The organism is Acinetobacter johnsonii CIP 64.6 (assembly GCF_000368045.1).
Classification (GTDB): Bacteria; Pseudomonadota; Gammaproteobacteria; order Pseudomonadales; family Moraxellaceae; genus Acinetobacter; species Acinetobacter johnsonii.
Map to the genome: position 1 here is coordinate 331,620 of NZ_KB849234.1, position 23,791 is coordinate 355,410.

The following is a 23,791-nucleotide window of genomic DNA, read 5'->3' on the forward strand; positions in this document are numbered from 1 at the left end:
TTCTAAAATAAGATTGATTGGTAGCGGGAGCTGGATTTGAACCAACGACCTTCGGGTTATGAGCCCGACGAGCTACCAGACTGCTCCATCCCGCATCAACAAAATTTGCTGCATACACCAACTTAATCTTCTGGATTCATAAGTTGGTGCGGAAGGGGGGACTTGAACCCCCACGCCCGAAAGCACTACCACCTCAAGGTAGCGTGTCTACCAATTCCACCACCACCGCAGCTGTGACGCATTCTAGTAGCATCATCACAAAAAAGAAAGGACTAATTCCAATTATTCGCTTGTTTTAGGTGCAGCTGGCGAAGTTTCAGTCGATTGTGCAGGTGCAGAACTTGTCGTTTGCACTGACTTTAAGCTATAGGCATCTGTGGTTTGCTTTTTGGCAAACACAGCAAGTGACAAACTGGTGATAAAAAACAAGGCCGTCAAAACTGCAGTCAATCGGGTCAAGAAATTACCTGAACCTGATGCACCAAATACAGTCGCAGCACCGCCACCACCAAACGAAGCACCAGCATCTGCACCTTTACCATGCTGGACCAAAATCAGCACGATCATCAACACAGCTAAGATAATATGTACTACCAGCACAAAAGTTTGCATGCTGAACTCCTAATTATTTTGTATTTGCAAATGCTTCGACAATTTTATAAAACGACGTTGCATTTAAAGATGCCCCACCGACGAGTGCACCATTGATATCTGGACAGGCCGCTAACTCTACTGCATTTTCAGCTTTTACACTACCACCATATAAAATGGCCATGTTCGCGCCATGACTGGTAATTTGCGTGAGACCTTCACGGATTTTAGCATGCATGGTTTGTGCATCTTCTGGCGAAGCAGTTTTTCCTGTACCAATGGCCCAAATCGGCTCATAGGCAATCACAATATGAGGCCACTGCTCTGCCGTTACCACACTAGCTAAGTCGCAAATTTGTTGTAAAACCACCATTTCTGCCTGACCAGACTCACGCTGTTCTAAGCTTTCACCCACACAGTAAATAACTTTTAAACCCGCATTTAAGGCATTTTGAGCTTTCGCATTTAAAATTGCCGCGCTTTCGGCAAAATATTCACGACGTTCTGAGTGACCAATTAAAACATATTCAATTTGACTATCTTTGAGCAGCTCTGCGCTCACCTCACCGGTATATGCACCCATGTTGCCAAAACGCGAAACATCTTGCGCCACAGTAAAAACTGAACGTGCAGCATTCGCCAATTCAGCCTGCGTTGAAGTCAAAGCCAGCATCACAGGCGCAAGCCCAATATTACATTTTTCTTCTGCTATTTCATTTTCTTGCAAGAGCTGTTTAAATTCTTGAAGCAATTGCTTGGCATCTGCCTGCATTGGGTTCATCTTCCAATTGCCGACAACCCATGGCTTAATCGTCGAACCCGACATACAGCACCCTATTCAAAACAGTTCATTAAAACGGCCTCATTCTACACGGTATTTATTTTTCAAAGATAGTTTTCTTCTAGAATTTCTTCGGCAATCAAAATAATACGAATGAAAATAAAGACATCTTTTTGTAAAAAAATCGCCTGCTATCACGACCAGTTCATGCTTTTAATCGATATTAAGGTGGTGACAACACTTTCAGATATGGTATTTTTGTGCAACAAAAGTATAATTTTACGATACCAATTATAAACAATTGAGAAGTTAAGGATCTGGGGAATGTCAGTATCAAATGGTTTGCCTAAGTTCACAGGCTTCATTCGACGCTTAGTCGAAGACGGACGCATGACTGCTGAAAATATGCAGCTGGCAATGCTCTCTGCAAAAAAAGCTCAGCAAGACATCGTTCCTTATCTGATTGAAAATCATAAACTCTCCCCACAAATGATCGCTGAAACGATTTCTTTAGAGTTTGGCGAGCCTGTTTTTGACTTAAGTGTCTATGATTCTGTACAAATTCTACGGGATCTGGTCGAAGACAAACTTATCACCAAGCATCGTGTGTTGCCGATTTACCGTCGTGGCAATATCCTCTATATCGCCACTAGCAATCCAACCAACATGGATGCGATGGACGCGATTCGTTTCAATTCTAAAATGAACATTGAAGCGATTATTGTTGAACATCCTCAACTTGAAAAACTAATCGAACAAAATTTCGCGCAAGCCGATAGCTTTGAATTTTCTGATGAAGATATTGATTTAGACTTAGAGCAAGACCATCAGAACTCAAATGACAAAGAAGATGACTCACCTCAAGGGGATGAAGCTCCGATCGTCAAATACATCAATAAATTACTGATCGATGCGATTCGTATGGGCGCCTCAGACTTACACTTTGAGCCTTATGAAAAATCTTACCGTGTTCGTTACCGTGTAGATGGAGTTCTGCGTCATATTGCCAGTCCGCCATTACAACTGGCGACTCGTCTTGCCTCACGTTTAAAAGTTATGTCACAAATGGACATCTCTGAAAAGCGCGTCCCGCAAGATGGCCGAATTAAATTAAAGCTGTCGAAAAGCAAAGCCATCGACTTCCGTGTCAACTCACTTCCAACCTTATTTGGCGAAAAGCTGGTTCTACGTATTCTCGATCCATCCAGTGCTATGCTGGGGATTGATGCTTTAGGTTATGAACCAGATCAAAAAGACCTATTTATGCAGGCTTTAGACAAACCGCAAGGCATGTTATTAATTACTGGCCCGACAGGTTCAGGTAAAACGGTATCGCTGTATACAGGTTTGAATATTCTAAATAAAGAAGACACCAATATTTCAACTGCGGAAGACCCTGTTGAGATTAACTTAGAAGGCATTAATCAGGTCAATGTGAACAATAAAGTCGGCCTCACCTTCTCTGCTGCGCTGAAGTCCTTCTTACGTCAGGATCCTGATATTGTAATGGTGGGTGAGATTCGTGACCTTGAAACGGCTGAAATCGCGATTAAAGCCGCACAGACAGGTCACATGGTCATGTCGACACTCCACACCAATAGTGCACCTGAAACCCTGACCCGCTTACGTAATATGGGGGTTCCATCTTTTAACATTGCGACCTCGGTCAATTTGGTGATTGCACAGCGTTTGGCACGCCGCTTATGCAGCCAATGCAAAGCCGCTGTCGATATTCCTGAACAAAGCTTGCTCGAAATGGGCTTTACTTCCACAGATATCAAAGATCCAGACTTCAAAGTTTATCAACCGGTGGGGTGTGCTGAGTGCCGTGAAGGCTATAAAGGACGTGTTGGTATTTATGAAGTCATGAAAGTCACGCCAGAAATTTCAAAAATTATTATGGAAGATGGCAATGCCTTACAGATTGCGGAAGCATCTGCAAAATTAGGATTTAACAATTTACGTCGTTCAGGTTTACTCAAGGTTATGCAGGGGGTCACTTCCTTACAAGAAGTGAATCGTGTAACCAGCGAATAGTTGAAATATTGAAAGAATAAGGATAAATGCATGGCTGTCAAAAAAGCACAGATGATGCCAACCTTCAATTATGAAGGGATTGATCGTAAAGGGGCAAAAATTAAAGGGGAATTGCCTGCACGTAATCTTGCCCTCGCCAAAGTTACTTTGCGCAAACAAGGGATTACCATCAAGAGTATTCGAGAAAAGAAAAAGAATATTCTTGAAGGCATAATGAAGAAAAAAGTGACGACACTAGACATCACGATTTTCACTCGACAGCTCGCAACCATGATGAAAGCGGGTGTACCGCTGGTTCAAGGCTTTGAAATTGTGGCTGAAGGCCTAGAAAACCCATCTATGCGTGAAGTTGTCCTCGGTATTAAAGGTGAAGTTGAAGGTGGTAATACCTTTGCCGGAGCACTCAAAAAATATCCGCAATATTTTGACAACTTATTCTGTTCATTGGTTGAATCAGGCGAACAATCAGGTGCGCTTGAGACCATGCTGGATCGTGTGGCGGTCTATAAAGAAAAAAGTGAATTGTTAAAGCAAAAAATTAAAAAAGCCATGAAGTACCCAGCAACCGTGGTTGTGGTTGCGGTGATCGTGACCATTATTTTGATGGTCAAAGTTGTCCCTGTGTTCCAAGATTTATTCAGCTCCTTTGGTGCGGATTTACCTGCATTCACTAAAATGGTGGTAAATATGTCTGAATGGATGCAGAAATACTGGTTCATTTTGATTATTGTCGTTGGTGTTGTGATTACCGCTTTACTTGAAACCAAAAAGCGCAGTAAAAAGTTTCGTGACATGCTGGATAAAGCCGCGCTGAAAGCCCCAATTTTCGGTGATTTAGTCTATAAAGCAATTATCGCGCGCTATAGTCGCACCCTGTCTACAACCTTTGCTGCGGGTGTGCCCTTAATTGATGCCCTAGAGTCTACCGCAGGTGCAACCAACAATGTGGTCTATGAAGAAGCCGTGATGAAAATCCGTGAAGATGTCGCAACAGGACAACAACTTCAATTCGCGATGCGTGCCACCAATAAATTTCCATCAATGGCAGTACAAATGGTAGCCATTGGTGAAGAGTCTGGTGCACTCGATGCGATGCTGGATAAAGTTGCAACTCACTATGAAAATGAAGTCGATAATGCGGTGGATGGCTTAACGGCAATGATGGAACCTCTGATCATGGCGGTCTTGGGTGTACTTGTGGGTGGCCTAGTGATTGCCATGTATCTACCAATCTTCCAAATGGGTTCTGTGGTTTAATGCAAGAAATAATTTCCTATCTGATCAATACTCCAATGGCGCTGTATTTCGCCGTTGGAGTTTTTAGTTTGTGCATTGGTAGTTTCCTGAATGTAGTGATCTATCGCACTCCAAAAATGATGGAACAAGAATGGCGCACCGACTGCCAACTTCTGCTTCATCCTGAGCAGCCAATTATTGATGAAACGAAACTCTCGTTGAGCAAGCCTGCCTCAACCTGTCCCAAATGCAAAAGTGCCATACACTGGTATCAAAATATCCCTGTGATGAGTTGGTTCCTGCTACGAGGAAAGTGTGGTACTTGCCATAACCCGATCAGCATTCGCTACCCTGCGATTGAACTCCTGACCGCCATTTGTGCATTGGTCGTGGTTGCAGTCTTTGGCCCAACGATCCAAATGCTGTTCGGTCTCGTACTCACGTACATTTTAATCGCCTTAACCTTTATTGATTTTGACACTCAACTTTTACCTGATCGTTATACCCTCACCCTTGCAGGTCTAGGTTTAGGTATCAATAGTTATGCGATTTACACCACGCCGACAGCGGCCATTTGGGGCTATATCATTGGCTTTTTATGCTTATGGATCGTGTACTATCTGTTTAAGCTCTTCACAGGCAAGGAAGGTATGGGTTATGGCGACTTTAAGTTACTTGCTGCTTTAGGCGCGTGGATGGGGCCTTTGCTGCTGCCGCTGATTGTGCTACTTTCTTCTTTCGTAGGTGCCATTATCGGCATCATTCTGCTCAAAGTGCGCAAAGAAAATCAGCCTTTTGCTTTTGGCCCATATATTGCCATCGCAGGATGGATTGCCTTTTTGTGGGGTGAGCAAATTATGAAAATTTACTTAGGCAATTAAAATAATATGTCATTTATTTTAGGTCTGACAGGCGGGATTGGCAGTGGAAAATCTGCCGCAAGCCACTGGTTTGAACAACAAGGCATACAAGTAGTCGATGCCGATGTCGTTGCTCGAGAAATTGTTGCTGTAGGTCAGCCTGCACTTCAGCAAATTCAAAGCAACTTCGGCAATTGGGTCTTACTGGACAACGGCGAACTGAATCGACGCGCTTTACGTGAACACATTTTTCAGGACCCGTCTGCCCGTAAGCAATTGGAAAAGATCACCCACCCTGCAATTCGTCAGTCCATCATGCAACAATTACAAACTGCAACCAGCCCTTATGCGATTTTGGTTTCACCGCTACTTTTTGAAACTAATCAGCATGAACTGACGCAACATACGCTTCTGATCGATGCTTCAATTGATATCCAGATTCTCCGCGCTTCACAGCGCGACCATCAAACCATTGAGCAAATTCAAACCATCATTAAAGCGCAAATGTCCCGTGAACAAAAACAAGCGTTAGCTGATGATATTGTGGTAAATGATGGACACTTGGAACACTTATACGCACAACTCAGACCGTTGCATTTAAAATATTTGGCCCATTCAGAAGTCTAAAAAATGCAGTCGACTATGACTGCTTTTTTTGTTGTTCAAGTTGGGCTTTCAGACTGTCCTGCCGTATCCAACGCCATGGCTGCAAGGCCCCGATTCCCATTCCTACAAGACCACATAAAATCGCAACACTCAAAGGTTCATTGAGCAAAGGAACCGCAATAATCGCAGCAATAAAAGGCGCCAACGTCACAATACTGCCTGTTTTAAATGCCCCCAAACGCTTAATGGCTTCCACATAAGTAAGGGTCGCCACGATGACCACAAACACGCCATGAAATACCACCTGAGCAATCAATTGCACAGGTTGCACATGCGCTAGGGTTTTGGGGAGGAATAGAACATAAATTGGCACAAAAACAATCGCAGCCCAAACCGCAACACCAGCCATGGAGTGCCATGCTGACAGTTTCCATTGTCTTAATAAAACGGTAAATGTTCCCCACAGCACAGCACTGAGGAAAAACAAGCCATCACCTAAACTAAAAGCAATACCTGTTTCTTGATACATCAGTCCACTCATGGCCGTCAGTGCGAGCAACATAATACTGAGGCTGAGCCAAATATGCCGGTCAAAGGGTTGTCGAAATAGCAGATAAGCTGCAACAGCTGTACAAAGTGGAATGCAGCCATTGAGAAAGATCGCAGCATGTGCCGCAGGCACATAATGAAAAGCGCTATAAGCGGTGATGCAGTAGCACACCCCTCCAATCATCGCCAAAATAAAAGGCTCTTTCTTCCACAAAAAGGCGGTATCTTTTTTATAGATCAAGATTGGCATTAAGATGCAAAACGCCAACAGAAAACGTAAGGCGGTAATATCCCACGCACCAATACCCCAATTGGCACTGAGCCGCGCCGTTAAGGTAAATCCCCCCCAAATACACATGGTGATGGCAATAAAGATATAGCCTTGTTTTTGAGGGGTCATCATTGGGCTTACATTGAATCAGGAATTAAAAAATCTTAGACATTACGTTGACGGCATGCTTCATACAAAGCCATACCCGTTGCTACACTGACATTCAAACTTTGTAGATTTCCTGCCATCGGAATATAAACCGTTTGATCGCATTGAGACTGGGTAATGGGACGCAGACCAGTATCTTCAGCACCCATCACCACACATACAGCCGTTCCAGTAAAATCGAACTGTTGTAGCGGCAAGGCTTTTTCATCCAACATGGTACCGACCACACGCACATTAAACTCATCTTTAATTTGCGCTAAAGTCCGAGCCAAATTGGTCACTTGGATAAATTTAACTTTTTCAGCACCACCTGCCGCAACTTTGCGCGCGGTCGGGGTCAAACTTGCAGAACGATCACGAGGCACAATCACGGCCTCAACGCCCATTGCCGCCGCGGTACGGATACATGCGCCTAGGTTATGCGGATCGGTGACTTGATCTAAACCCAGCAATAAACAATTTGGCGATTGTTTCAGTAAGGCTTCTAAATCTTTTTCATTGAAAACTGGATTAGGACGGACCGCAGCCACAACCCCTTGGTGAAATGGCAAGCCCGCCATTTTTTCTAATCGATCACGACCGGTTTGTTGTACGCTAATACCAAACGGTTCAGCCAACTCAAGTACACGCTTTAAACGCTGGTCGTCGCGCCCTTTTAAGGTAAAAAGTGTCAGTACACGTTCAGGTTCAAGTTCCAACAATGACTCCACCGAATGAACGCCATAGAAATATTCAGGTTTAGCCATGTAGGACCTCTAAAAGATAAATGACCATCGACACGATGTGCCAAAAATAAAAATCCTGTAAAGCTGACTTTACAGGATTGCTGTGCAACAGATAGTTTAACCGATTTCGCTTGAAATTACTTGGCGAGTATCAGTTGAAGGCTTAGCCTTCTAAATGGCACACGTAGTCCAACACTTCGTCAGTTTCAATTTTAAAACGACTATTGCCAGGCACATAAAAAGACTGACCTGCGCGGAACAATTCGCTCTCTTCGCTGTCAGCAATTTGTACACGGCATTCGCCTGAAATAATTTCCATACGCTCTGCTACATGTGTTTCAAACGTCAAAGCTTGCTCTGTCGGAAGAATAACCCCTAACGTTTTTTTGGTGCCATCTTCAAATTGCACAGTATGACTGATGCATAAACCGCCAAAATAAACATTGGATTTTTTAATGACAGAGACATGATCGAACTGAGTTGACATGCATACACTCCAGATAATGCGCATTTATAATCATATTGATGTGCTAGTTTAAAGATGTGCGATTAACTAATCAATCGATGTTTTATTCCCCTCAACCAATATTTTGTTAAAGTCCGACCATCGTACAATTGCCTCAATTTCTAGCCTATTTTGGCTTGTTTTTTGCCAATGCGATCCGTTCCCTGAGTCGTGCTCTTTCTGTATACACTGCATACCCACAAGTTTGTGCTGTGTTTGCTATAACAGTCGGATTAAAAAAATCTGCTAGGTCGACTTTCAGATTCACGCTAAAATAAGCCGACTTTGCACAAAACGAATAGCGTTGCCGTCTTGTCGGCTGAATAAAACTTCACTATCTTAAACTAAAACTTTTCGCAGCTCGGATGCGTTTATGCTGACACATTTAACTTTAATTAATTTTGCTTTAGCCGATCACTTAGCACTTGATATCGATCAAGGTTTTAATGTCCTGACTGGGGAAACAGGTGCAGGCAAATCATTATTGCTAGATGCACTGTCCGCCTGTCTGGGAGAACGGACTGACACCAACTATGTCCGTTTCGGTTCAGACAAAGCCGATGTCACCGCTATTTTTAGTTATCAAGAACACAGTCCTGAAGCCGTATGGTTAAAGGCACATGAGTTAGATGATGAGTCAGGAGAAATTCATCTAAGACGGGTTATTTTTGCCACTGGCCGCAGTAAAGCATGGATTAATGGTCGTCCGAGCAGCTTAGCTGAATTGAAAGAAATCGGGCGTTTGCTGGTACAACTGTATAGTCAACACAGTCAACAACAGCTATTAGAACCGCCTTATCCAAGACGCTGGTTAGATCTCTATCATAACTTCTACCCAGAAGCGCATGCTGTGCGTGAAGCCTATAGCACATGGCAAAAAGACATTCGTCAGCACCAAGCAGCATTGGATGCTCAAGCCACGCGTAAACAGCGTATGGATACCTTGAGTTTACAATTAGAAGAACTCGAAGATGTGGTGCAAATCGACTATAAAGAGATTGAACAAGAGTTCGACCGCTTGTCGCATCATGAAAATATCATGCAGGACTGTAGTTATGCTGTTACGGCCTTAGATGATGCTGAACAAAATATTAATCAAGAAATTTCCAGCATCATTCGCCGCTTAGAGTCACATGCAGGACGCAGTGAACAATTGGCTGAGATTCATACTTCTTTGCTGAATGCACAAAGTGAGCTTGACGATGCCACGGCTAATCTCCGTCAGTTTATTGACCGTCAAAGTTATGACCCAGAACGCATGGAAGAGTTGAACACCCAGCTTGAGATGTTCCACCGTTTTGCCCGTAAGTACCGCACGCAGCCAGAACACTTAAAACAAGAACATGAACAATGGCAATCTGAACTGGCACAACTCCATTTATTAGAAGATCCAGAAACACTTGCTGAGCAAGTTGAAGTCTCGCATCAGGACCTGTTAAATAAAGCCCAGCATCTCGATCAAATTCGTCGCGATGCAGCCGCACCCTTGGCAAAACATTTAACCGAACAGGTCAAACAATTGGCTCTGCCTGAAGCGCACTTTGAGTTTAAGTTTGAACCAATGGAGCAGGTTTCTAGTGAAGGCCTAAGTTTTATCCAATTGCTATTCACCGCCAACAAAGGCATCCCACCGCAACCTTTGGCCAAAGTTGCCTCAGGGGGTGAGTTGTCACGTATCGCGTTGGTGATGCAAGTGATGAATGCTGAAAAAACTGAAGCTGAAGTTTTAGTCTTCGATGAAATTGACGTCGGTATTAGTGGTGGCACAGCCGAAATTGTTGGTCGTCTCTTGGCCGACTTGGGTTCGCATGTGCAAATTCTGTGTATTACCCACCAAGCTCAAGTTGCAGCACAGTCCGACCAGCACTTGTTGGTGAAAAAACGTCAGACCGACCCTGCCAGTAGCACCATTTTAAACTTAGAAGAAGATGAGCGTATCGATGAGCTCGCACGCATGACAGGCGGCGTTGAAATCAATGACACTACACTACAACATGCCAAGCAATTACGTCAGTTGAAGTTTCAATCCGCCTAATTTATGTAGACTGGATCACAAAAAAAGATTTGGAGAAAGTGCATTAGTCTAGTAACGTGGTAGATAACAACATTTGACTAGAAGCATTTTAATTTCAAGGAGAAGCCTTTAGGTGAGCAAACAATATCTGACGCATCGCTGTCTCATTGCCCCACCCGATATGGCAGATGAAGTCTTTGCCCATACCGTGATTTATTTGGCCCGACACGATGAGGAAGGTGCTCAAGGCATCATCATCAACCGCCCTTCAGGACTTTCAGTCAAAGAACTGCTCAATGATCTTGAAATTGAAGCCGATCATGTACGACCACACGATGTTCTCCAAGGTGGGCCTTTGCGTCCAGAAGCTGGCTTTGTCTTACATACGGGCCAGCCGACATGGCACTCTTCGATTGCTGTGGGCGAAAATATCTGTATCACCACGTCTAAAGATATTTTAGATGCGATTGCGCATAACGAAGGCGTGGGTCGCTATCAAATTGCTTTGGGCTATACCAGTTGGACCAAAAACCAATTGGAAGATGAGCTGTCTCGTGGTGATTGGCTAGTCTGCGATGCTGATATGGATTTGATTTTTAATATTCCTTATGACGACCGTTGGGATGCTGCCTATAAAAAGCTCGGACTGGATCGAACATGGTTGTCTTCTGAGATTGGACATGCCTGATTTAAACACGCCCCAAATGATTATGGCATTTGACTTCGGTACACAAAAAATGGGCATGGCAGTCGGTCAAGAATTGATTGAAAGTGCAACACCTTTGGCTTTATTTCCAATGAAAGATGGCATCCCCAACTGGGATGAACTGCATAAAATTATTAAACAATATCAGCCCAATGTATTTTTAGTCGGTTTACCACTCAATATGGATGATAGCGAGTCAGAATTATCTGCTCGAGCACGTAAGTTCGCACGTCGTTTACGTCATCAAACCAATATTGAAACATGGATGGTGGATGAACGCTTAAGTACTCGTGCAGCCCGTGATGAGCTGAGCCATTACCATGCGCAAGGCCGAGGTAAAAAACTTTCTGCTGATAGCCTTGCCGCAACATTGTTTATTGAAAGCTGGTATCGCGATCCTGAGGGTCTTACACCTTAAGTAAGACTTTCTTAAAACAAATGACATGGGCTTTATGATTGATACTGTCCTCAACACAGCAAATAGTATTCAAAAAAAAGCATCCTCATTGGATGCTTTTTTTTGAACTGAACAGAGGCTAATTTAGTGCTGTGACTCTGTAATATGTACCGTCACGGTTCGCCCAGCGACAAAGGCCAATTCATTTTTCGGAATATCATCCAGTGCAATTTTCACAGGAACGCGCTGCGCTAAACGCACCCAACTAAAGGTTGGGTTTACATTGGCCAATAAACCTGTACTTGTAGTTCGTTCACGATCTTCAATGCCTGAAGCAATCCCCTGCACATGTCCTTTTAAGATGTTTGAGTCGCCCATCAACTGTACAGTCGCAGGCGCACCGAGATAAATTTTATTTAGCTTGGTTTCTTCAAAATAACCGACCACATAAAGCTGCGAGCGATCTAATAATGCCGCTACCGCTTGCCCCACTTTGACATAATTCCCTGCTTTCATCTCAAAATTAGACAGTGTGCCATCGGCTGGTGCCACCACTTCGGAACGGTTTAAGTTTAATTCAGCCAAATGTAGATTACTGGTGGCTACATCGATTAATGCCTGTTGCTGCGCAATATTGGCTTTGGCCTGCTGAATCGCCGCTTGCATTTGTTCATGTTCGGCATGTGATTGATCTCGTACGGCAAACATCTGATCTTGTTCTTGCTTTGATATAGCACCATCCATCAAATTGGCATAGCGTTCTGCATTTTTATCGGCCAAGTGACTATTGGCTTGTGATTTGGTCAAATTGGCTTTGCTTTGAAACAACTCCGCTTCGGCAGCAGCCAAACTGGCTTTGGCTTTAGCCAAGTCTGATTTGGCTTGTTCCACATCAAGCGCCTGACGTGCCACATCAATTTTAAACAGCACCTGCCCTTGTTTAACGCTTTGATTATCGTGCACTAAAACTTCAGTGACTAAGCCTGAAACATCGGAAGACACTTGAATCACATCACCACGAACCCGCCCATCACGTGTCCACGGTTCAGCATTATAATAATGCCAAAGATGCACGAGTACCGCGATCGCGATACCCGCAATCAGCACTAAAGTGATGGGACGGCTCAGTTTACGCCAATCAAAGGATGCCATTTCTTTTACCTCATTCATTTCAATCAGATGTGCGCTTAGGCAAAGCTCACGATAAAACCCCAATGGACTACGCCAAGCACAGTAATGTAGAGGCATAAATAAAAAATACTGGGTAAAAAAATCCAGCCTTTGTCGACCCAAGGATCGGTCACCCGCATGAGTAACCGTAATACGATGTAGGCCAATACCGCCTGAATGACCAAAACTGGCACATACACACCATAGATATTAAGTTCACCCATCGTTATGCTCCCAGCAAACGGACTTGAGACATTTCGTCCCATGTCGCATGACAGAGACTGCTTTGAATATTATTCAGTGAAACTTGCAAACGCCGAGCAATGCTTAGGTCTTGCAGCTGTATAAGCTCGGCCTGAATGATCTGAATTTTGTCCAAAATGTGTTGTCTGACCTGTAGGTCGCTATGGTCTAATTCTTTAGCGTAGAAATAAGCATCCATTTGGCTTTGTAGTTCTTGTAGATGCAGCGTGATAGAGGCCTGCATAGGCATTTTTTCAATCAGTTCTTGCACCCGAGTTAAATCAATCACTGCACTGGATTCAATCAGGGCCAAATTGATTTTTTGCTTCAAACGATCGGACTGTACCAATTTGGTATTCAGTACGCCTATCCGATCCAACATACTGCGCAAATGCACTCTAAATTCCACCCCATAAGGCAAGTAAAGCGCTTGTCGTATCGCTTTATAATGTAAAGACAAGATTCGCTTGGCAGTAATATCCGGCGACATCGCACGCACCAAGTGAATCACATAGACAGAAATGATGGGGCCAAGCACCGTCCCAATCGATGCATCAAAAAACATCACTTGATCAAGGTGATAACGGTTTTGCAGGTTTAAGCCCATGACCACACCCATTATCAAAGGTAGCGCTAAACCTGTGAGTGGTGGATGTAAAAACAGCATCAGACAGTACATACAAAAAGGGGCCAACACCACAGCCAACATCCAAAAAGCACTAATGTGCGGAAAGATGCCATAAGCATAAATAAAGACAATAATCGCCGCATATAGACTGGCACGGATAAAGATTTTTAAGGCAGGAACAGGATTGTCCATGCTGGTCAGAATACAGGCACAAATAGCGGCCATCTCTGCCATCATAAAACCCGCTTTCCAACCACTGACAATCCAAAAGCCAGTCGCCACAAGCACCACAATAAAAGCTGAAATGCCGCCACGCACGGCTACGCCATGATCTCGATGTAAGTTGGGATAGTTTGTACTAATCGGGGTCACGATTGCGGGTAAGTTGTCATCCCCCTGTTGGATACGCTGCCAAATCAACTTAATAGCACGTATATTTTGGGTGAAATGACGCACATCCATTTTTAAACTGGCCAACATGACTTGCTGCTGTGGCAAGGCACTATCAAACACGGCTTGAAAACTCGACTCAAACTGCTCAGGTAGCTGGTTTAAGTCCTGCTCTAAAATGACCTGATCACTTTGTAAAAATTTTACAATCTCTGCATGCGCCTTTTCTAAAGCTGGACGGTAGCGTGAGTCAATGTGATCTAACTGCTGAATTCGCTCGGCCATGGCCACCAAGTTTGTCACCAACATACTGAGTTGATGCAGCATTTCTTGGAGCGGTTTGGTCATGCCCTGCAAGGTCGATTTTTCATAGCTCAAGTGCACAGCCATCACATGAATATCGGCAATATCCCGCGTGATATGACTAAGTGTAGTGCTGTAATTAATGGCCTTAACATCATCTGTCAAAATCTGATCAAAAACCGCTCGGGTGTCTTGAAAAGTCTGTGAAACACGGGTTTTGACTACGGGACCAATATGCATGGGAAACAGTACCGCATTCACCACTGCACTACACAGTACTCCCACAGTGATTTCAATACAGCGACCAATCGCCATATCAAACATGGAGGTGGTTTCAATGTTATAGACAATGTTGTAGCAAATAATGACCGTGGTATAACCCGCCAACATAAAAATATAGCTACGCGGCGTCCGATCCAACAATGAAAAATATAGACAAAACCCGACCCATGTGGCTAAAAATAATGTGAACAATTCAGGAGTGTTGATCAGGTTTGGCGTGACTGCAATCGAAACAATTGCTCCTAACAACGTTCCCAACACCCGATAAAGACTTTTTGAGGAGGTCATACCCGCATAGGGGTTTGCGATGACGAAGACCGTTCCAATCGCCCAAATGGGATAAGCCAAATCTAATGAAAATGCGACATAAAGTGAAAGCATGCCTGCCAAAAAGGTTTTCGTCGCAAAAATCCAGTCCAATTTATTTGGGCGGAATGCGAGTAACTGTTTGGTGAGGAACATAAATTCATCTCTAAATGCACTGAATGACAACATTTAAACAATTCTTCCACACAGCATTGCTCAGACAAACAGCATCACTTCGTCCTCACCTCATGCGAAAACGGATGAAAAAATGATTCAAATAAATGAAGTCTTTTACAGACATGGTCAAAGACAGCGCCATGTTGAAAGGAAAGAAAATAGCTCAATAAATAACAAAAGCATTATTCATTAAAAGACATTTGTAATGATAATTTTTCCAAAAATATAGTTTTTTGTCAATCAAAATATCTTAATATGATAATTTACATATTTTTAAGATCATATTTCACCCTTTTTATTGCATTACAAATGCTGATAAAAGTCCACGAAAGCCATGCGCCCAGAACGAAAGCCATGTCGAGTCTAGGGTTTTTGTTATATAGTAACTGTCGTTCAAATGGCATTTATTTTGACTAAGTAGGTTCTTATGGCACTTTCAAGTTTCGGTAAAATTCTCACTGTCTTAGACCTCTTTTCTGTGTCACGCCCGATTATCAATGTCGATATCATCAGTGCCGAACTGGGACTATCACAACCCACCAGTTATCGTTACTTAAAGGAATTGGTATCTGCAGGACTTTTACAGCGCTTAAGTGGAACCAGCGGTGACTATACTTTAGGCTCTCAAATTGCTGTTTTGGACTATATCTCTCGAACCACAGACCCACTCTTACAAATCAGCATTCCTTTTATGCAAGACATTGTTGAGCGAACGGAGTTTTGCTGTATCCTCACCCAGCTCAACGCAGAACACTGTATTGACCTATATGGTGAAGTCTTTAAAGACCTTGAGTTATTTTCTTATGGGCGTGGTTGCCCACGTCCCGTGTATTTGGGTTCATCGCCTAAAGTGGTGATTTCACAGCTCAGCAAAGCTAAAATTATTGAATATTATCAAAAATTTTCGGCTCAGCTGGCCGAGGTCAATTTTGCTGCGAGCCAAGATGAATTTTTACAGAAAATGAAAGCCATTAAGAAACAGGGCTATTATTTTTCCAATGGCGAGTTCGACCCCAACCTTGCCAGTCTGTCTGTACCTGTCAAATTTTCACCCAAAGATACACCGTTGGCACTGACCTTATTGGCTTCGAAAAACCGGTTTGAATTTGTGGATCTGAAAAAAATGGTTGAAATATTAAGACATAGCGCCTTACAGATCGAACAGAAATGCCATCTATTGCATAATATTGAAGCTTAATTTTACTTAGCTTTGAAGCGCTGGATAGAAATAGCGAAAGGTTAAATTCAGACGTGGCTCAGTGATTTTGCTGGATTTCATCAAAGCATGTTTCCAGTAGCGCTGGGTCTGTCCACGCATCACGATCAATTGCCCGCTATGCAACATCAGCTCGACTTTCTCTGGTTTAAACTTGTGCTTAAAGCAAAACTTACGGGTTGCGCCAAAACTGAGTGAGGCAATCACCACATTTTCTTGCTGCGGCGAACGTAGTGAAGGCTCATCATCACTATGCCAGCCCACGGCTTGGCTGCCATTTTCATATAAATTGGCTAGGCACGAGTTAAATGGATGTCCCACCAGTTGCTCAATATGTTGTTTTAAACGAAACAAAGCTGGATTCCATAACAGTGCTTGCTTGGCACTGCCCGAATAGTGATATTGGTACTCGGCATCGCCATACCACACCACTTTTCGTTCCGTGACATAACGTTTGCCATACAGTACGACTTCGTCAGGTTGCCATGCCAAATGTGCTAAAAAATAATCCAAATATTTCGCACTTTGCTCTGCCGTTAAAATCAAGCCCAAGTCCTGCACCTGCCCATCGAATGGGAGCAAGTTTGCTTGCGGTTCAGGACTAAACAGATCTAAGGTCATGACTTTTCCTCCTCTGCAAACAGTTTAACTGAATTCAGAGCGACACAAATCAAAACAAAGTCACAGCTTGTCGCCTAGCATCCTTATGCATACACTCATGTGAACTTTCACAATAAAAAGAAGCATGTATGAACCTTTGGCAGTTGTTTCAAAAGCTTCGCCCCTTTGTCCGTCCCTATCGGATATTGGTGATTGCGACCTTGATCCTGACGCTGATTGGCTCCTTCACCGCGCAGGTCAATGCTCTAACTTTGCAATACGCCGTCGACAGTATCAACCGTCTGGTCGAACAAGGCCAAGGACTGACCGAAGGCCTCCATATTTTGATCACCATTTCTGTGATTTTACTCAGTAAAGAAATCATCAGTGCCTTGGTGCAGTTTGGTCAAAAGTTTTATGGGGAAAAGCTCCGCATTCTGGTATCACAAGATTTGGCGCAAAGCATTATCGAAAAATTTCTCAGCTACCGTTTGGCCTTTTTTAATGCCGATCAGAACCAAGCAGGTAAGCTACAAACGCGGATTGACCGTGGCATTGGTTCACTCACCCGTCTGGTGCAAATCTTTTTTATCGATATTTTGCCACTTTTTAGCAGTGCCATTGTGGCACTGGGGCTGATGTACTATGCCAACTTCTACGTCGGTTTGGTGGCGACCAGTATTATCCCGATTTACTTTTGGCTAACCTTGCAACAAGCTAAGAAACTGGGCGGATGGCGACGCAACCTGCGTGATGGCCGTGAAAAAAAGAGCCAAGGCATTCTCAGTATTATCCAGTCGATTAGCGTGATTAAGTCCTTTAACCGAGAGTCCATTGAATCGACCAAGCAACTGAAACTGCAAAAAGCACTGACCGATAACCAGATGCAAACGCGTCAACTCAGCTTTTTATTTGATGGCTTAAAGACCTTTATTGAACAAATCGGGATTGTGCTGATCATCATCCTCACGGCGTACTTTGTGCTCGATGGGAAAATGAGCATTGGCATGATCATGTTTCATATTTTGCTGTTTAATAATGTCTCTGCGCCAATTCGTTCATTACACCGTATTTATGATGAAGTAAATGATGCAATGATTTACGCAGAAAGCTTTTTTAAAATTTTAGAAGCAGATGATGAAATCGAGCAAAGTGGTGCGCTCAAACCCATAATTCAGGGAAAATTCAGCCTAAAGAATGTCGATTTTTTCTACCCCAATGGTCATCACGCTTTAAAACAAATCAACATGGAAATTCGACCCAACAAAATTACAGCGTTGGTGGGCTTATCTGGTGCAGGCAAATCCACTTTAATTAGCCTATTAGATAAATTTTATCAGCCTGATGCAGGAAAAATTGAGCTCGATGGAATTGATTTACAAGACATCGACACCGCCTATTTACGCGATCACATTGGCCTCGTCTTACAGAAAAATCACATTTTCCAAGGCAGTATTTTAGACAATATTCGCTATGGAAAAATCAATGCCAGTGATGACGAAGTCTATGCTGCCGCAGAAAAAGCCTCTATTCATGAACAAATTTTGCAGCTCCCCGCAGCTTACCAATCCGATGCACTGATGCTCTCAGGCGGGCAACAACAGCGCATTGCACTGGCACGTATGTTCCTCAAAAACCCACCGATTATTTTTCTCGATGAACCGACCGCCAGCCTCGATGCGATTGCTAGCGAGCAAATTAAACAGAGCCTCGATGAGATCAAACAAGGGCGAACGGTGATTATTATTTCGCATAGTTTGTCACAAATTATCGATGCAGATTATACCTATGTCATGAAGGAAGGCTGTATTGCTGAACATGGAGAACATGAAGCGCTGTACCGTCAGGATGGGGTCTATAAGGAAATTTTCGATGCCATGGCCAAGAGCCTCAATATTGAAAAAATTGCCAAGACTTTTGAAGATGATACTGAGGAAGAAACGCATAGTTAGTTCTGGCACAATTTTTTAGAACTAGAATAAGCTTATTAAATAAAGAGTTAAATATGAAAACCGATTTCGAAAAACTATTAGAGAGCAAACATATGCTGGAATTTTTATCTCCCAACCCCTTTGAAGAGATTTTAAATCCAGTTACTAACATGTTTATCCAGCAATCCCCAAGTGTTCAACTGCTTCAATTTAAAATCGCTGGTGACCCTGATTGGTTAAGTGGTGCAAAACCAGCTGACCATCAGAATGATGTGATTTTAGTTCGAACAGGTTTTACCGTCATGTGTGACTTTTCACTTCAAGATAATGAGGGAATTTATGATTTAAAGGGTGTACTTACTTGGGTCGGTGCAAATTTAGATGAGACACCCATCACTAAAATGTGGATGGATCTGGATGGTCATTTAAACGAATTTGGAAAAGATGGGAAACTTCAACAAAGAATCTACGAACTGGATGCATAAATAACTGATCAAAATGCGGCTATAAGTAAAATTTTTACATTGATATATGCCAAATCATCAAACAAAAACTCCAGCAATTTTGCTGGAGTTTTAAACATAAAAAATGCTTAAGGCTGTTTTAAATACGGCCAAGCCGCTTTGAGATAAATAAACATCGACCACAAAGTCAAAATTACTGCGGTATACAACAATGCATAAGCCAACATTTCAAGCGGCTGCCAATTCAGTAAGAACACGGTAATCGCAATCATTTGAAAAGCTGTTTTATATTTCCCGACCGTAGACACGGCTACATTGGTACGTGCACCTAATTCTGCCATCCATTCACGCAGTGCTGATACGGTAATTTCACGGGAAATAATCACAATCGCCGCAAATGCCATCGAAATTTCAGGTTTCCACTGTACCAACACGATCAGTGCCGCTGCCACCATCAATTTATCCGCAACAGGGTCTAAGAAACGCCCAAATGCAGAGGTCTGATTTAAAGTACGCGCCAAATAACCATCGAACCAATCTGTCACCGCTGCAACGACAAAAATAGACGTCAACAAAATATGACGAGACATACTTACCGCTTGTTCAGCGATACCCATTACAGGGGGCCAATAGGCCACCAACAAAAAGACCGGAATTAAGGCAATACGCGCCAAGGTCAAGATATTAGGTATATTCAGGATGCGACCTGTAGTCATAAACACCGCCAGTTGTTTCCCTCATGTACGATGAAAATGCACACTTTTTTGAGGTTTAATCCATCGTTAATAGCGCCCACTTTATACGAATTGACCTAAGGTGTCACTAGGCAAACACTGTAACTGTTTGACGTGAAATTGCAATTAAACGATTCTGATCATCCCACAAATAGGCGGCTTCGGTGGAATATCCATCCGCAGCATATTGCGTTTCAACGCGGTACTTCATCCAATCGTGTAACTGATTTTTCAGCGGATGCACATAGGTCAAATGCCATGTTAGCGAACTGGCAGGTGCCATACTTTTAAACATCGGTAGCACCCCTGGTGGCCAAATGTCCATCGACACCATGAGGTCGGCTACAGTCATGTCTCGATTTTCATGTAAGTCTGGATTAAACCGATACCAGCCAGAAAAGTCAGGCTTTGGGCTGGCTGTACATGGATACTGCCCTGTCACCCAAACCATATCTAGCTGCTTAAAGCACTCAGGCGCAAGCGGATGATGCGGTGCTACTGTGAGACCATCAACCGATGGAAACGCTGGTGCTACAGGTTCTTGATGCACATGGATACTTGATTCACGCTGTGTCCCAAAGCTTGCCACTAAAATGCTTTGAACTGCATCATCTTGCCATAAACGTACTTCCAAGGTCGTAACCGACTTACCTTGACGTAGAATCTCGTTGGTTAAACGAACTTTGGCCTGCTGTACTGGGCCAACAAAAGTCACGCTACAACTGAGTAAATGCTTCGTGTCATCGGCAAGAGTCAACAATGCTTTTTGCATCATTAAACCTGCGACCAGTCCCCCATAAATCGTGCGTCCTTGTAACCAACCTGTAGGAATATCAATCCATTCTTGTTCTGCTAAAGCTTGATAACTGTGTTGAAGTGACATGTGGCATCCTTGTTTTAAATTCCGTCCATATCTTTACAACACAATTCAACCAATGTGAATGATCAATGACCCATGCGTCAATGAGCACTTTTGCCATCGCAGTAGGTGCGGTTCTATTCATGCAAGACTTTATAAATAGTACGGGCCATCACTTCGCCCAAACCGGGGACTCCAGTTAAGTCTTTCTCGGAGGCCTTTAACACCCCTTGAATCCCGCCAAAATGCGTCAACAAATCGCGGCGGCGTTTCGGCCCCAAACCCGGAATTACTTCCAAAATCGATGAACCCCGTTTTTTATCACGTTTGGCTCGGTGCTTGGTTATCGCAAAGCGATGCGCCTCATCACGCACCTGTTGAATCAAATGCAACGCTTTATGATCTTCAGGCAACTGAATTTTAGTTCCATCGGTAAAGTGTAGGGTTTCAAGGCCCGGTTTACGACCTTCACCTTTTGACACCCCGACCATAAAGGCCTCTAAACCCAGCTCTTGCATGACGTCCATCGCCATATGCAACTGCCCTTTGCCACCATCAATCAGCAGTAAATCAGGCAGCATGGCTTTTTTATAACGACGGGTCAGCGCTTGGCGCATTGCGGCATAGTCATCACCAGCAGTAATGTCTTGAATTGAAAACTGACGATAATCGCGCTTACGAATGCCGCCACTGTCGAACACCACACACGAAGCCACGGTTTCTTCGCCCATGGTATGTGAGATGTCAAAACATTCGATCCGATCAATCGGACGTCCCACCACTTGTTCAAGTTGATGGAAACGCTCATTCAGCTCAAAGTGATTGGCCAATTGCCCTTTAATCGCATGTTGCACATTCATCTGTGCCAGTTCTAACCATTCTGCACGTGTCTCACGCACGCTATGTTTAATCTGTACTTTCTTCTCAAACTGTTGCTGTAGTGCTTGTTCCAGTTCTTTTTGATCGGGCAATTCGACATTTACAATCACCTCACTGGGTACTTCATCCGCCACTTGGAAATAAAAGTTCGCTATGAAGTCGGCCAGCATTTGCCCCAAATCATCTCCGAGCATATCTGGAAAATAACTTTTTCCTCCAAGCATTTTCCCGTTGCGCACATGCATAATCTGCACACAGGTCACCCCCGCCTGATAGGCAATCGCTAAAATATCGGCCTCACCTTTGAGCTTATAAATGGCTTGTTGTGACTGGACATCCCGCAACAGCGCCATACGGTCACGGTAAAACACCGCTTTCTCAAATTCTAGGGCTTCGGCCGCTTGCTCCATTTTCGCAATCAGTTCTTGATTCAGCTCTTTGGTGTCCCCTTGTAAAAAACGAATCGAGTTATCGACATCATTTTTATACTCTTCAGGGCTAATGAGTCCTACACACGGTGCTGAACAGCGTTTAATTTGATACTGCAAACAAGGACGCTTACGCTGTGAAAAATAGCTATTTTCACACTGACGAACATTAAACAGTTTTTGCAAAACCAACAAAGTATCCCGTGCATTATAAGCACTCGGATACGGTCCAAAAAACTTTCCAACTTGGTGTTTGCCTTTGCCTCGACCCGATGCAATCCGTGGATAAGGTTTATCGGCAGAGACAAAGATATACACATAGGACTTATCGTCCCTGAGCATGATGTTATACGGAGGACGGTGCAGCTTAATCAGGTTTTGTTCAAGCAGGAGCGCTTCAGTTTCGGAACGAACGACTAAGGTTTCGATGTCATAAATACGCGCCACCAAAGCTTGGGTCTTCGGGTGCTCAATGGTTTTGACAAAATAGCTCGAGACACGATTTTTTAAATTTTTCGCTTTGCCCACATACAGCAGTTCACCGTCTTTGCCGAGCATGCGATAAACGCCCGGCAGTGTGGTCATATTAGCTAGAATTTTTTCGATATGTTCTCGTGCGTTTTCGTTCACAGGGTTCCCTAATTTTCTCGGCTCGCCGTCAACTGTTTTGCGTAGGCTTAGCCTTTGATCTGTCTTTTAGATTGGGCATGTCTGACGCATTTCAAGCACATGACAAGTGCATTTCAAAGCTAGTCTGGCTAGTAAAAGACGTTGATGCTGAGGTTGAAGGCTTACTCCAGATCCATCGCTTCAAAATCGATCCGTTCAAACACACCTTGCTCATTGCGGGCAAAGTGACTTCCCGCAGGCGCATTTAAGTGAGCAATGATGTCCGTATCATAGTTGGCAATCACATTGACCTCATAAAAACCTAAATTTTCAGGGTCTTCAATATAGTCATCTCCTTCTTCACCCGATAAAAAAACCCAACCACTTTCCTCACTAGATTGTGCTTCTTCACGGTACATGTAGGCTACTTTTAGGCCTTGCACCGTAATCATATCTGAAGCGATACAACTTCCCATATGCGGTACTAAAGTTTGAATTTGTGTCGGACTCAATTGATACGACTTCATAAGCATATCCTTCAACGGCAAGTAGACGTTTTGCAAATGGAGGTTTGTAGGGGTGAACAGGACTCAAGTTTATTTTACTTTAGTCCTCACCGCATATTTGAGCAAGGCTTTCACTCGCTTAGGCCCGTAAAACATACAACTTGCCTAAGACTGTATTTATGACAATTTTAACGCAGCTTTAAACGCTACTTTGTCTTTCGGTGACACCAAAATGGTTTTGGTTTGGCCCTGTTTCAGGTATTCAATCTTTAGACGATCTAAGGACAAGGCTGGTGAACTGATGGAATTATCTGTTTCAGAAACAGACTGTATCGCAGTCAAGGGAATGATCCATTTAAAACAGAGACTGCGAATTGTCAGTTGCTCCTGATCGACCACATAGCGAGTACTCCACAGCGGCCACCACAGCAAAACAATAGTCAAAGCATAGACCACAACGAACAAAAGATTTTGCATCAAAATGCCTTTGCCATAGGTGGTCAAAATCAATTGGGCCAACAGGCCTGACATGGCAATAATAAACCCCAAAAACCACCAGTCCATCTTCGAACGAAACTTTTGCACCTTGAAACCTCATGCTTGATCTAAGTTATAAGTTG

The 23,791-nt window shown here is 43.5% G+C and carries 24 protein-coding genes and 2 tRNA genes; 10 read left to right on the forward strand and 16 right to left on the reverse strand.

The window, feature by feature from the left end:
• Window positions 1–18 precede the first annotated feature (18 nt).
• From F986_RS04955 to tpiA, 4 genes are all read right to left on the reverse strand, one after another.
• A tRNA-Met gene (locus F986_RS04955) sits at window positions 19–95 on the reverse strand.
• 49 nt (window positions 96–144) lie between these two features.
• A tRNA-Leu gene (locus F986_RS04960) sits at window positions 145–229 on the reverse strand.
• A gap of 53 nt (window positions 230–282) precedes the next feature.
• Window positions 283–612 (reverse strand): preprotein translocase subunit SecG, encoded by a 330-nt coding sequence (gene secG / locus F986_RS04965; protein WP_004692710.1) that lies wholly within the window; start codon window positions 610–612, stop codon window positions 283–285.
• A 13-nt stretch (window positions 613–625) separates the two neighbouring features.
• Window positions 626–1,417, reverse strand: coding sequence for a triose-phosphate isomerase (gene tpiA / locus F986_RS04970; RefSeq protein ID WP_004692711.1), 792 nt, complete (start codon window positions 1,415–1,417; stop codon window positions 626–628).
• A gap of 279 nt (window positions 1,418–1,696) precedes the next feature.
• Between tpiA and pilB the strand changes: the two genes are divergently transcribed.
• From pilB to coaE, 4 genes are read left to right on the forward strand one after another with little or no spacing between them, the layout of a single operon-like run.
• The gene (gene pilB, locus F986_RS04975) at window positions 1,697–3,409 is read left to right on the forward strand and encodes a type IV-A pilus assembly ATPase PilB (RefSeq protein ID WP_004692712.1); all 1,713 of its coding nucleotides are present in this window, start codon (window positions 1,697–1,699) and stop codon (window positions 3,407–3,409) included.
• A gap of 30 nt (window positions 3,410–3,439) precedes the next feature.
• Window positions 3,440–4,666 carry a type II secretion system F family protein gene (locus F986_RS04980; protein WP_004692713.1) on the forward strand — a complete coding sequence of 409 codons (1,227 nt, stop codon included), beginning with the start codon at window positions 3,440–3,442 and terminating at the stop codon, window positions 4,664–4,666.
• Complete coding sequence (locus F986_RS04985) at window positions 4,666–5,526, forward strand: prepilin peptidase (RefSeq protein ID WP_004692714.1); 861 nt, start codon at window positions 4,666–4,668, stop codon at window positions 5,524–5,526. The genes F986_RS04980 and F986_RS04985 overlap by 1 nt, the downstream gene beginning before the upstream one ends.
• Before the next feature lie 6 nt (window positions 5,527–5,532).
• Window positions 5,533–6,132 carry a dephospho-CoA kinase gene (coaE, locus tag F986_RS04990; protein WP_004692715.1) on the forward strand — a complete coding sequence of 200 codons (600 nt, stop codon included), beginning with the start codon at window positions 5,533–5,535 and terminating at the stop codon, window positions 6,130–6,132.
• Between the two features lie 13 nt (window positions 6,133–6,145).
• On the opposite strand, the gene F986_RS04995 is transcribed toward coaE, so the two are convergent.
• The 3 genes from F986_RS04995 to ppnP all read right to left on the reverse strand — a co-directional run bounded on the left by F986_RS04995 (window position 6,146) and on the right by ppnP (window position 8,311).
• Window positions 6,146–7,063 (reverse strand): DMT family transporter, encoded by a 918-nt coding sequence (locus tag F986_RS04995; RefSeq protein ID WP_004692716.1) that lies wholly within the window; start codon window positions 7,061–7,063, stop codon window positions 6,146–6,148.
• Window positions 7,064–7,095: 32 nt separating this feature from the next.
• Entirely contained in the window at window positions 7,096–7,845 is a 750-nt protein-coding gene (gene rlmB, locus F986_RS05000) for a 23S rRNA (guanosine(2251)-2'-O)-methyltransferase RlmB (protein ID WP_004692717.1), read from the reverse strand.
• Window positions 7,846–7,987: 142 nt separating this feature from the next.
• A complete protein-coding gene (gene ppnP, locus F986_RS05005; protein ID WP_004692718.1) occupies window positions 7,988–8,311 on the reverse strand; it encodes a pyrimidine/purine nucleoside phosphorylase in 324 nt (107 codons plus the stop codon).
• A gap of 391 nt (window positions 8,312–8,702) precedes the next feature.
• Between ppnP and recN the strand changes: the two genes are divergently transcribed.
• The 3 genes from recN (at window position 8,703) to ruvX (ending at window position 11,467) form a co-directional block, all read left to right on the forward strand.
• Window positions 8,703–10,364, forward strand: a complete 1,662-nt coding sequence (gene recN / locus F986_RS05010) for a DNA repair protein RecN (RefSeq protein ID WP_004692719.1) — start codon at window positions 8,703–8,705, stop codon at window positions 10,362–10,364.
• Between the two features lie 112 nt (window positions 10,365–10,476).
• Complete coding sequence (locus F986_RS05015; protein WP_004692720.1) at window positions 10,477–11,031, forward strand: YqgE/AlgH family protein; 555 nt, start codon at window positions 10,477–10,479, stop codon at window positions 11,029–11,031.
• Window positions 11,024–11,467 carry a Holliday junction resolvase RuvX gene (ruvX, locus tag F986_RS05020; RefSeq protein WP_004692721.1) on the forward strand — a complete coding sequence of 148 codons (444 nt, stop codon included), beginning with the start codon at window positions 11,024–11,026 and terminating at the stop codon, window positions 11,465–11,467. The genes F986_RS05015 and ruvX overlap by 8 nt, the downstream gene beginning before the upstream one ends.
• A gap of 123 nt (window positions 11,468–11,590) precedes the next feature.
• Here the strand turns inward: ruvX and F986_RS05025 are convergent, their stop codons facing one another.
• From F986_RS05025 to F986_RS05035, 3 genes are read right to left on the reverse strand one after another with little or no spacing between them, the layout of a single operon-like run.
• Window positions 11,591–12,598: an HlyD family secretion protein gene (locus tag F986_RS05025; protein WP_004692722.1), complete on the reverse strand. Its 1,008-nt coding sequence runs from the start codon at window positions 12,596–12,598 to the stop codon at window positions 11,591–11,593.
• Window positions 12,599–12,633: 35 nt separating this feature from the next.
• On the reverse strand, window positions 12,634–12,840 hold the full coding sequence (locus F986_RS05030) for a DUF1656 domain-containing protein (protein ID WP_004692723.1): 207 nt from the start codon (window positions 12,838–12,840) through the stop codon (window positions 12,634–12,636).
• Window positions 12,841–12,842: 2 nt separating this feature from the next.
• On the reverse strand, window positions 12,843–14,924 hold the full coding sequence (locus F986_RS05035; RefSeq protein ID WP_004692724.1) for an FUSC family protein: 2,082 nt from the start codon (window positions 14,922–14,924) through the stop codon (window positions 12,843–12,845).
• A 448-nt stretch (window positions 14,925–15,372) separates the two neighbouring features.
• Between F986_RS05035 and F986_RS05040 the strand changes: the two genes are divergently transcribed.
• Window positions 15,373–16,143: an IclR family transcriptional regulator gene (locus F986_RS05040; RefSeq protein ID WP_004692725.1), complete on the forward strand. Its 771-nt coding sequence runs from the start codon at window positions 15,373–15,375 to the stop codon at window positions 16,141–16,143.
• A gap of 6 nt (window positions 16,144–16,149) precedes the next feature.
• Here the strand turns inward: F986_RS05040 and F986_RS05045 are convergent, their stop codons facing one another.
• Window positions 16,150–16,782, reverse strand: a complete 633-nt coding sequence (locus tag F986_RS05045) for an alpha-ketoglutarate-dependent dioxygenase AlkB family protein (protein WP_004692726.1) — start codon at window positions 16,780–16,782, stop codon at window positions 16,150–16,152.
• A gap of 128 nt (window positions 16,783–16,910) precedes the next feature.
• Here F986_RS05045 and F986_RS05050 point away from each other — a divergent pair, with 128 nt between their 5' ends.
• Together F986_RS05050 and F986_RS05055 are read left to right on the forward strand one after the other, a co-directional pair.
• Entirely contained in the window at window positions 16,911–18,713 is a 1,803-nt protein-coding gene (locus F986_RS05050; protein WP_004692727.1) for an ABC transporter ATP-binding protein, read from the forward strand.
• A 53-nt stretch (window positions 18,714–18,766) separates the two neighbouring features.
• Window positions 18,767–19,177, forward strand: coding sequence for a hypothetical protein (locus tag F986_RS05055; RefSeq protein WP_004692728.1), 411 nt, complete (start codon window positions 18,767–18,769; stop codon window positions 19,175–19,177).
• A 107-nt stretch (window positions 19,178–19,284) separates the two neighbouring features.
• Here the strand turns inward: F986_RS05055 and pgsA are convergent, their stop codons facing one another.
• From pgsA to F986_RS05080, 5 genes are all read right to left on the reverse strand, one after another.
• Window positions 19,285–19,872, reverse strand: a complete 588-nt coding sequence (pgsA, locus tag F986_RS05060) for a CDP-diacylglycerol--glycerol-3-phosphate 3-phosphatidyltransferase (protein WP_004692729.1) — start codon at window positions 19,870–19,872, stop codon at window positions 19,285–19,287.
• 106 nt (window positions 19,873–19,978) lie between these two features.
• Window positions 19,979–20,773: a thioesterase family protein gene (locus F986_RS05065; RefSeq protein ID WP_004692730.1), complete on the reverse strand. Its 795-nt coding sequence runs from the start codon at window positions 20,771–20,773 to the stop codon at window positions 19,979–19,981.
• A 113-nt stretch (window positions 20,774–20,886) separates the two neighbouring features.
• The gene (gene uvrC, locus F986_RS05070) at window positions 20,887–22,686 is read right to left on the reverse strand and encodes an excinuclease ABC subunit UvrC (protein ID WP_004692731.1); all 1,800 of its coding nucleotides are present in this window, start codon (window positions 22,684–22,686) and stop codon (window positions 20,887–20,889) included.
• Window positions 22,687–22,847: 161 nt separating this feature from the next.
• Window positions 22,848–23,192 carry a DUF2185 domain-containing protein gene (locus tag F986_RS05075; protein ID WP_004692732.1) on the reverse strand — a complete coding sequence of 115 codons (345 nt, stop codon included), beginning with the start codon at window positions 23,190–23,192 and terminating at the stop codon, window positions 22,848–22,850.
• Window positions 23,193–23,348: 156 nt separating this feature from the next.
• On the reverse strand, window positions 23,349–23,756 hold the full coding sequence (locus tag F986_RS05080; RefSeq protein WP_004692733.1) for a PH domain-containing protein: 408 nt from the start codon (window positions 23,754–23,756) through the stop codon (window positions 23,349–23,351).
• Between the last annotated feature and the right edge of the window lie 35 nt (window positions 23,757–23,791).

Coding starts and splice junctions, on each gene's coding strand:
- secG (WP_004692710.1), bottom strand. CDS start 612: ATGCAAACTTTTGTGCTGGTAGTACATATTATCTTAGCTGTGTTGATG.
- tpiA (WP_004692711.1), bottom strand. CDS start 1,417: ATGTCGGGTTCGACGATTAAGCCATGGGTTGTCGGCAATTGGAAGATG.
- pilB (WP_004692712.1), top strand. CDS start 1,697: ATGTCAGTATCAAATGGTTTGCCTAAGTTCACAGGCTTCATTCGACGC.
- F986_RS04980 (WP_004692713.1), top strand. CDS start 3,440: ATGGCTGTCAAAAAAGCACAGATGATGCCAACCTTCAATTATGAAGGG.
- F986_RS04985 (WP_004692714.1), top strand. CDS start 4,666: ATGCAAGAAATAATTTCCTATCTGATCAATACTCCAATGGCGCTGTAT.
- coaE (WP_004692715.1), top strand. CDS start 5,533: ATGTCATTTATTTTAGGTCTGACAGGCGGGATTGGCAGTGGAAAATCT.
- F986_RS04995 (WP_004692716.1), bottom strand. CDS start 7,063: ATGATGACCCCTCAAAAACAAGGCTATATCTTTATTGCCATCACCATG.
- rlmB (WP_004692717.1), bottom strand. CDS start 7,845: ATGGCTAAACCTGAATATTTCTATGGCGTTCATTCGGTGGAGTCATTG.
- ppnP (WP_004692718.1), bottom strand. CDS start 8,311: ATGTCAACTCAGTTCGATCATGTCTCTGTCATTAAAAAATCCAATGTT.
- recN (WP_004692719.1), top strand. CDS start 8,703: ATGCTGACACATTTAACTTTAATTAATTTTGCTTTAGCCGATCACTTA.
- ruvX (WP_004692721.1), top strand. CDS start 11,024: ATGCCTGATTTAAACACGCCCCAAATGATTATGGCATTTGACTTCGGT.
- F986_RS05025 (WP_004692722.1), bottom strand. CDS start 12,598: ATGGCATCCTTTGATTGGCGTAAACTGAGCCGTCCCATCACTTTAGTG.
- F986_RS05030 (WP_004692723.1), bottom strand. CDS start 12,840: ATGGGTGAACTTAATATCTATGGTGTGTATGTGCCAGTTTTGGTCATT.
- F986_RS05035 (WP_004692724.1), bottom strand. CDS start 14,924: ATGTTCCTCACCAAACAGTTACTCGCATTCCGCCCAAATAAATTGGAC.
- F986_RS05040 (WP_004692725.1), top strand. CDS start 15,373: ATGGCACTTTCAAGTTTCGGTAAAATTCTCACTGTCTTAGACCTCTTT.
- F986_RS05045 (WP_004692726.1), bottom strand. CDS start 16,782: ATGACCTTAGATCTGTTTAGTCCTGAACCGCAAGCAAACTTGCTCCCA.
- F986_RS05050 (WP_004692727.1), top strand. CDS start 16,911: ATGAACCTTTGGCAGTTGTTTCAAAAGCTTCGCCCCTTTGTCCGTCCC.
- F986_RS05055 (WP_004692728.1), top strand. CDS start 18,767: ATGAAAACCGATTTCGAAAAACTATTAGAGAGCAAACATATGCTGGAA.
- pgsA (WP_004692729.1), bottom strand. CDS start 19,872: ATGACTACAGGTCGCATCCTGAATATACCTAATATCTTGACCTTGGCG.
- F986_RS05065 (WP_004692730.1), bottom strand. CDS start 20,773: ATGTCACTTCAACACAGTTATCAAGCTTTAGCAGAACAAGAATGGATT.
- F986_RS05075 (WP_004692732.1), bottom strand. CDS start 23,192: ATGAAGTCGTATCAATTGAGTCCGACACAAATTCAAACTTTAGTACCG.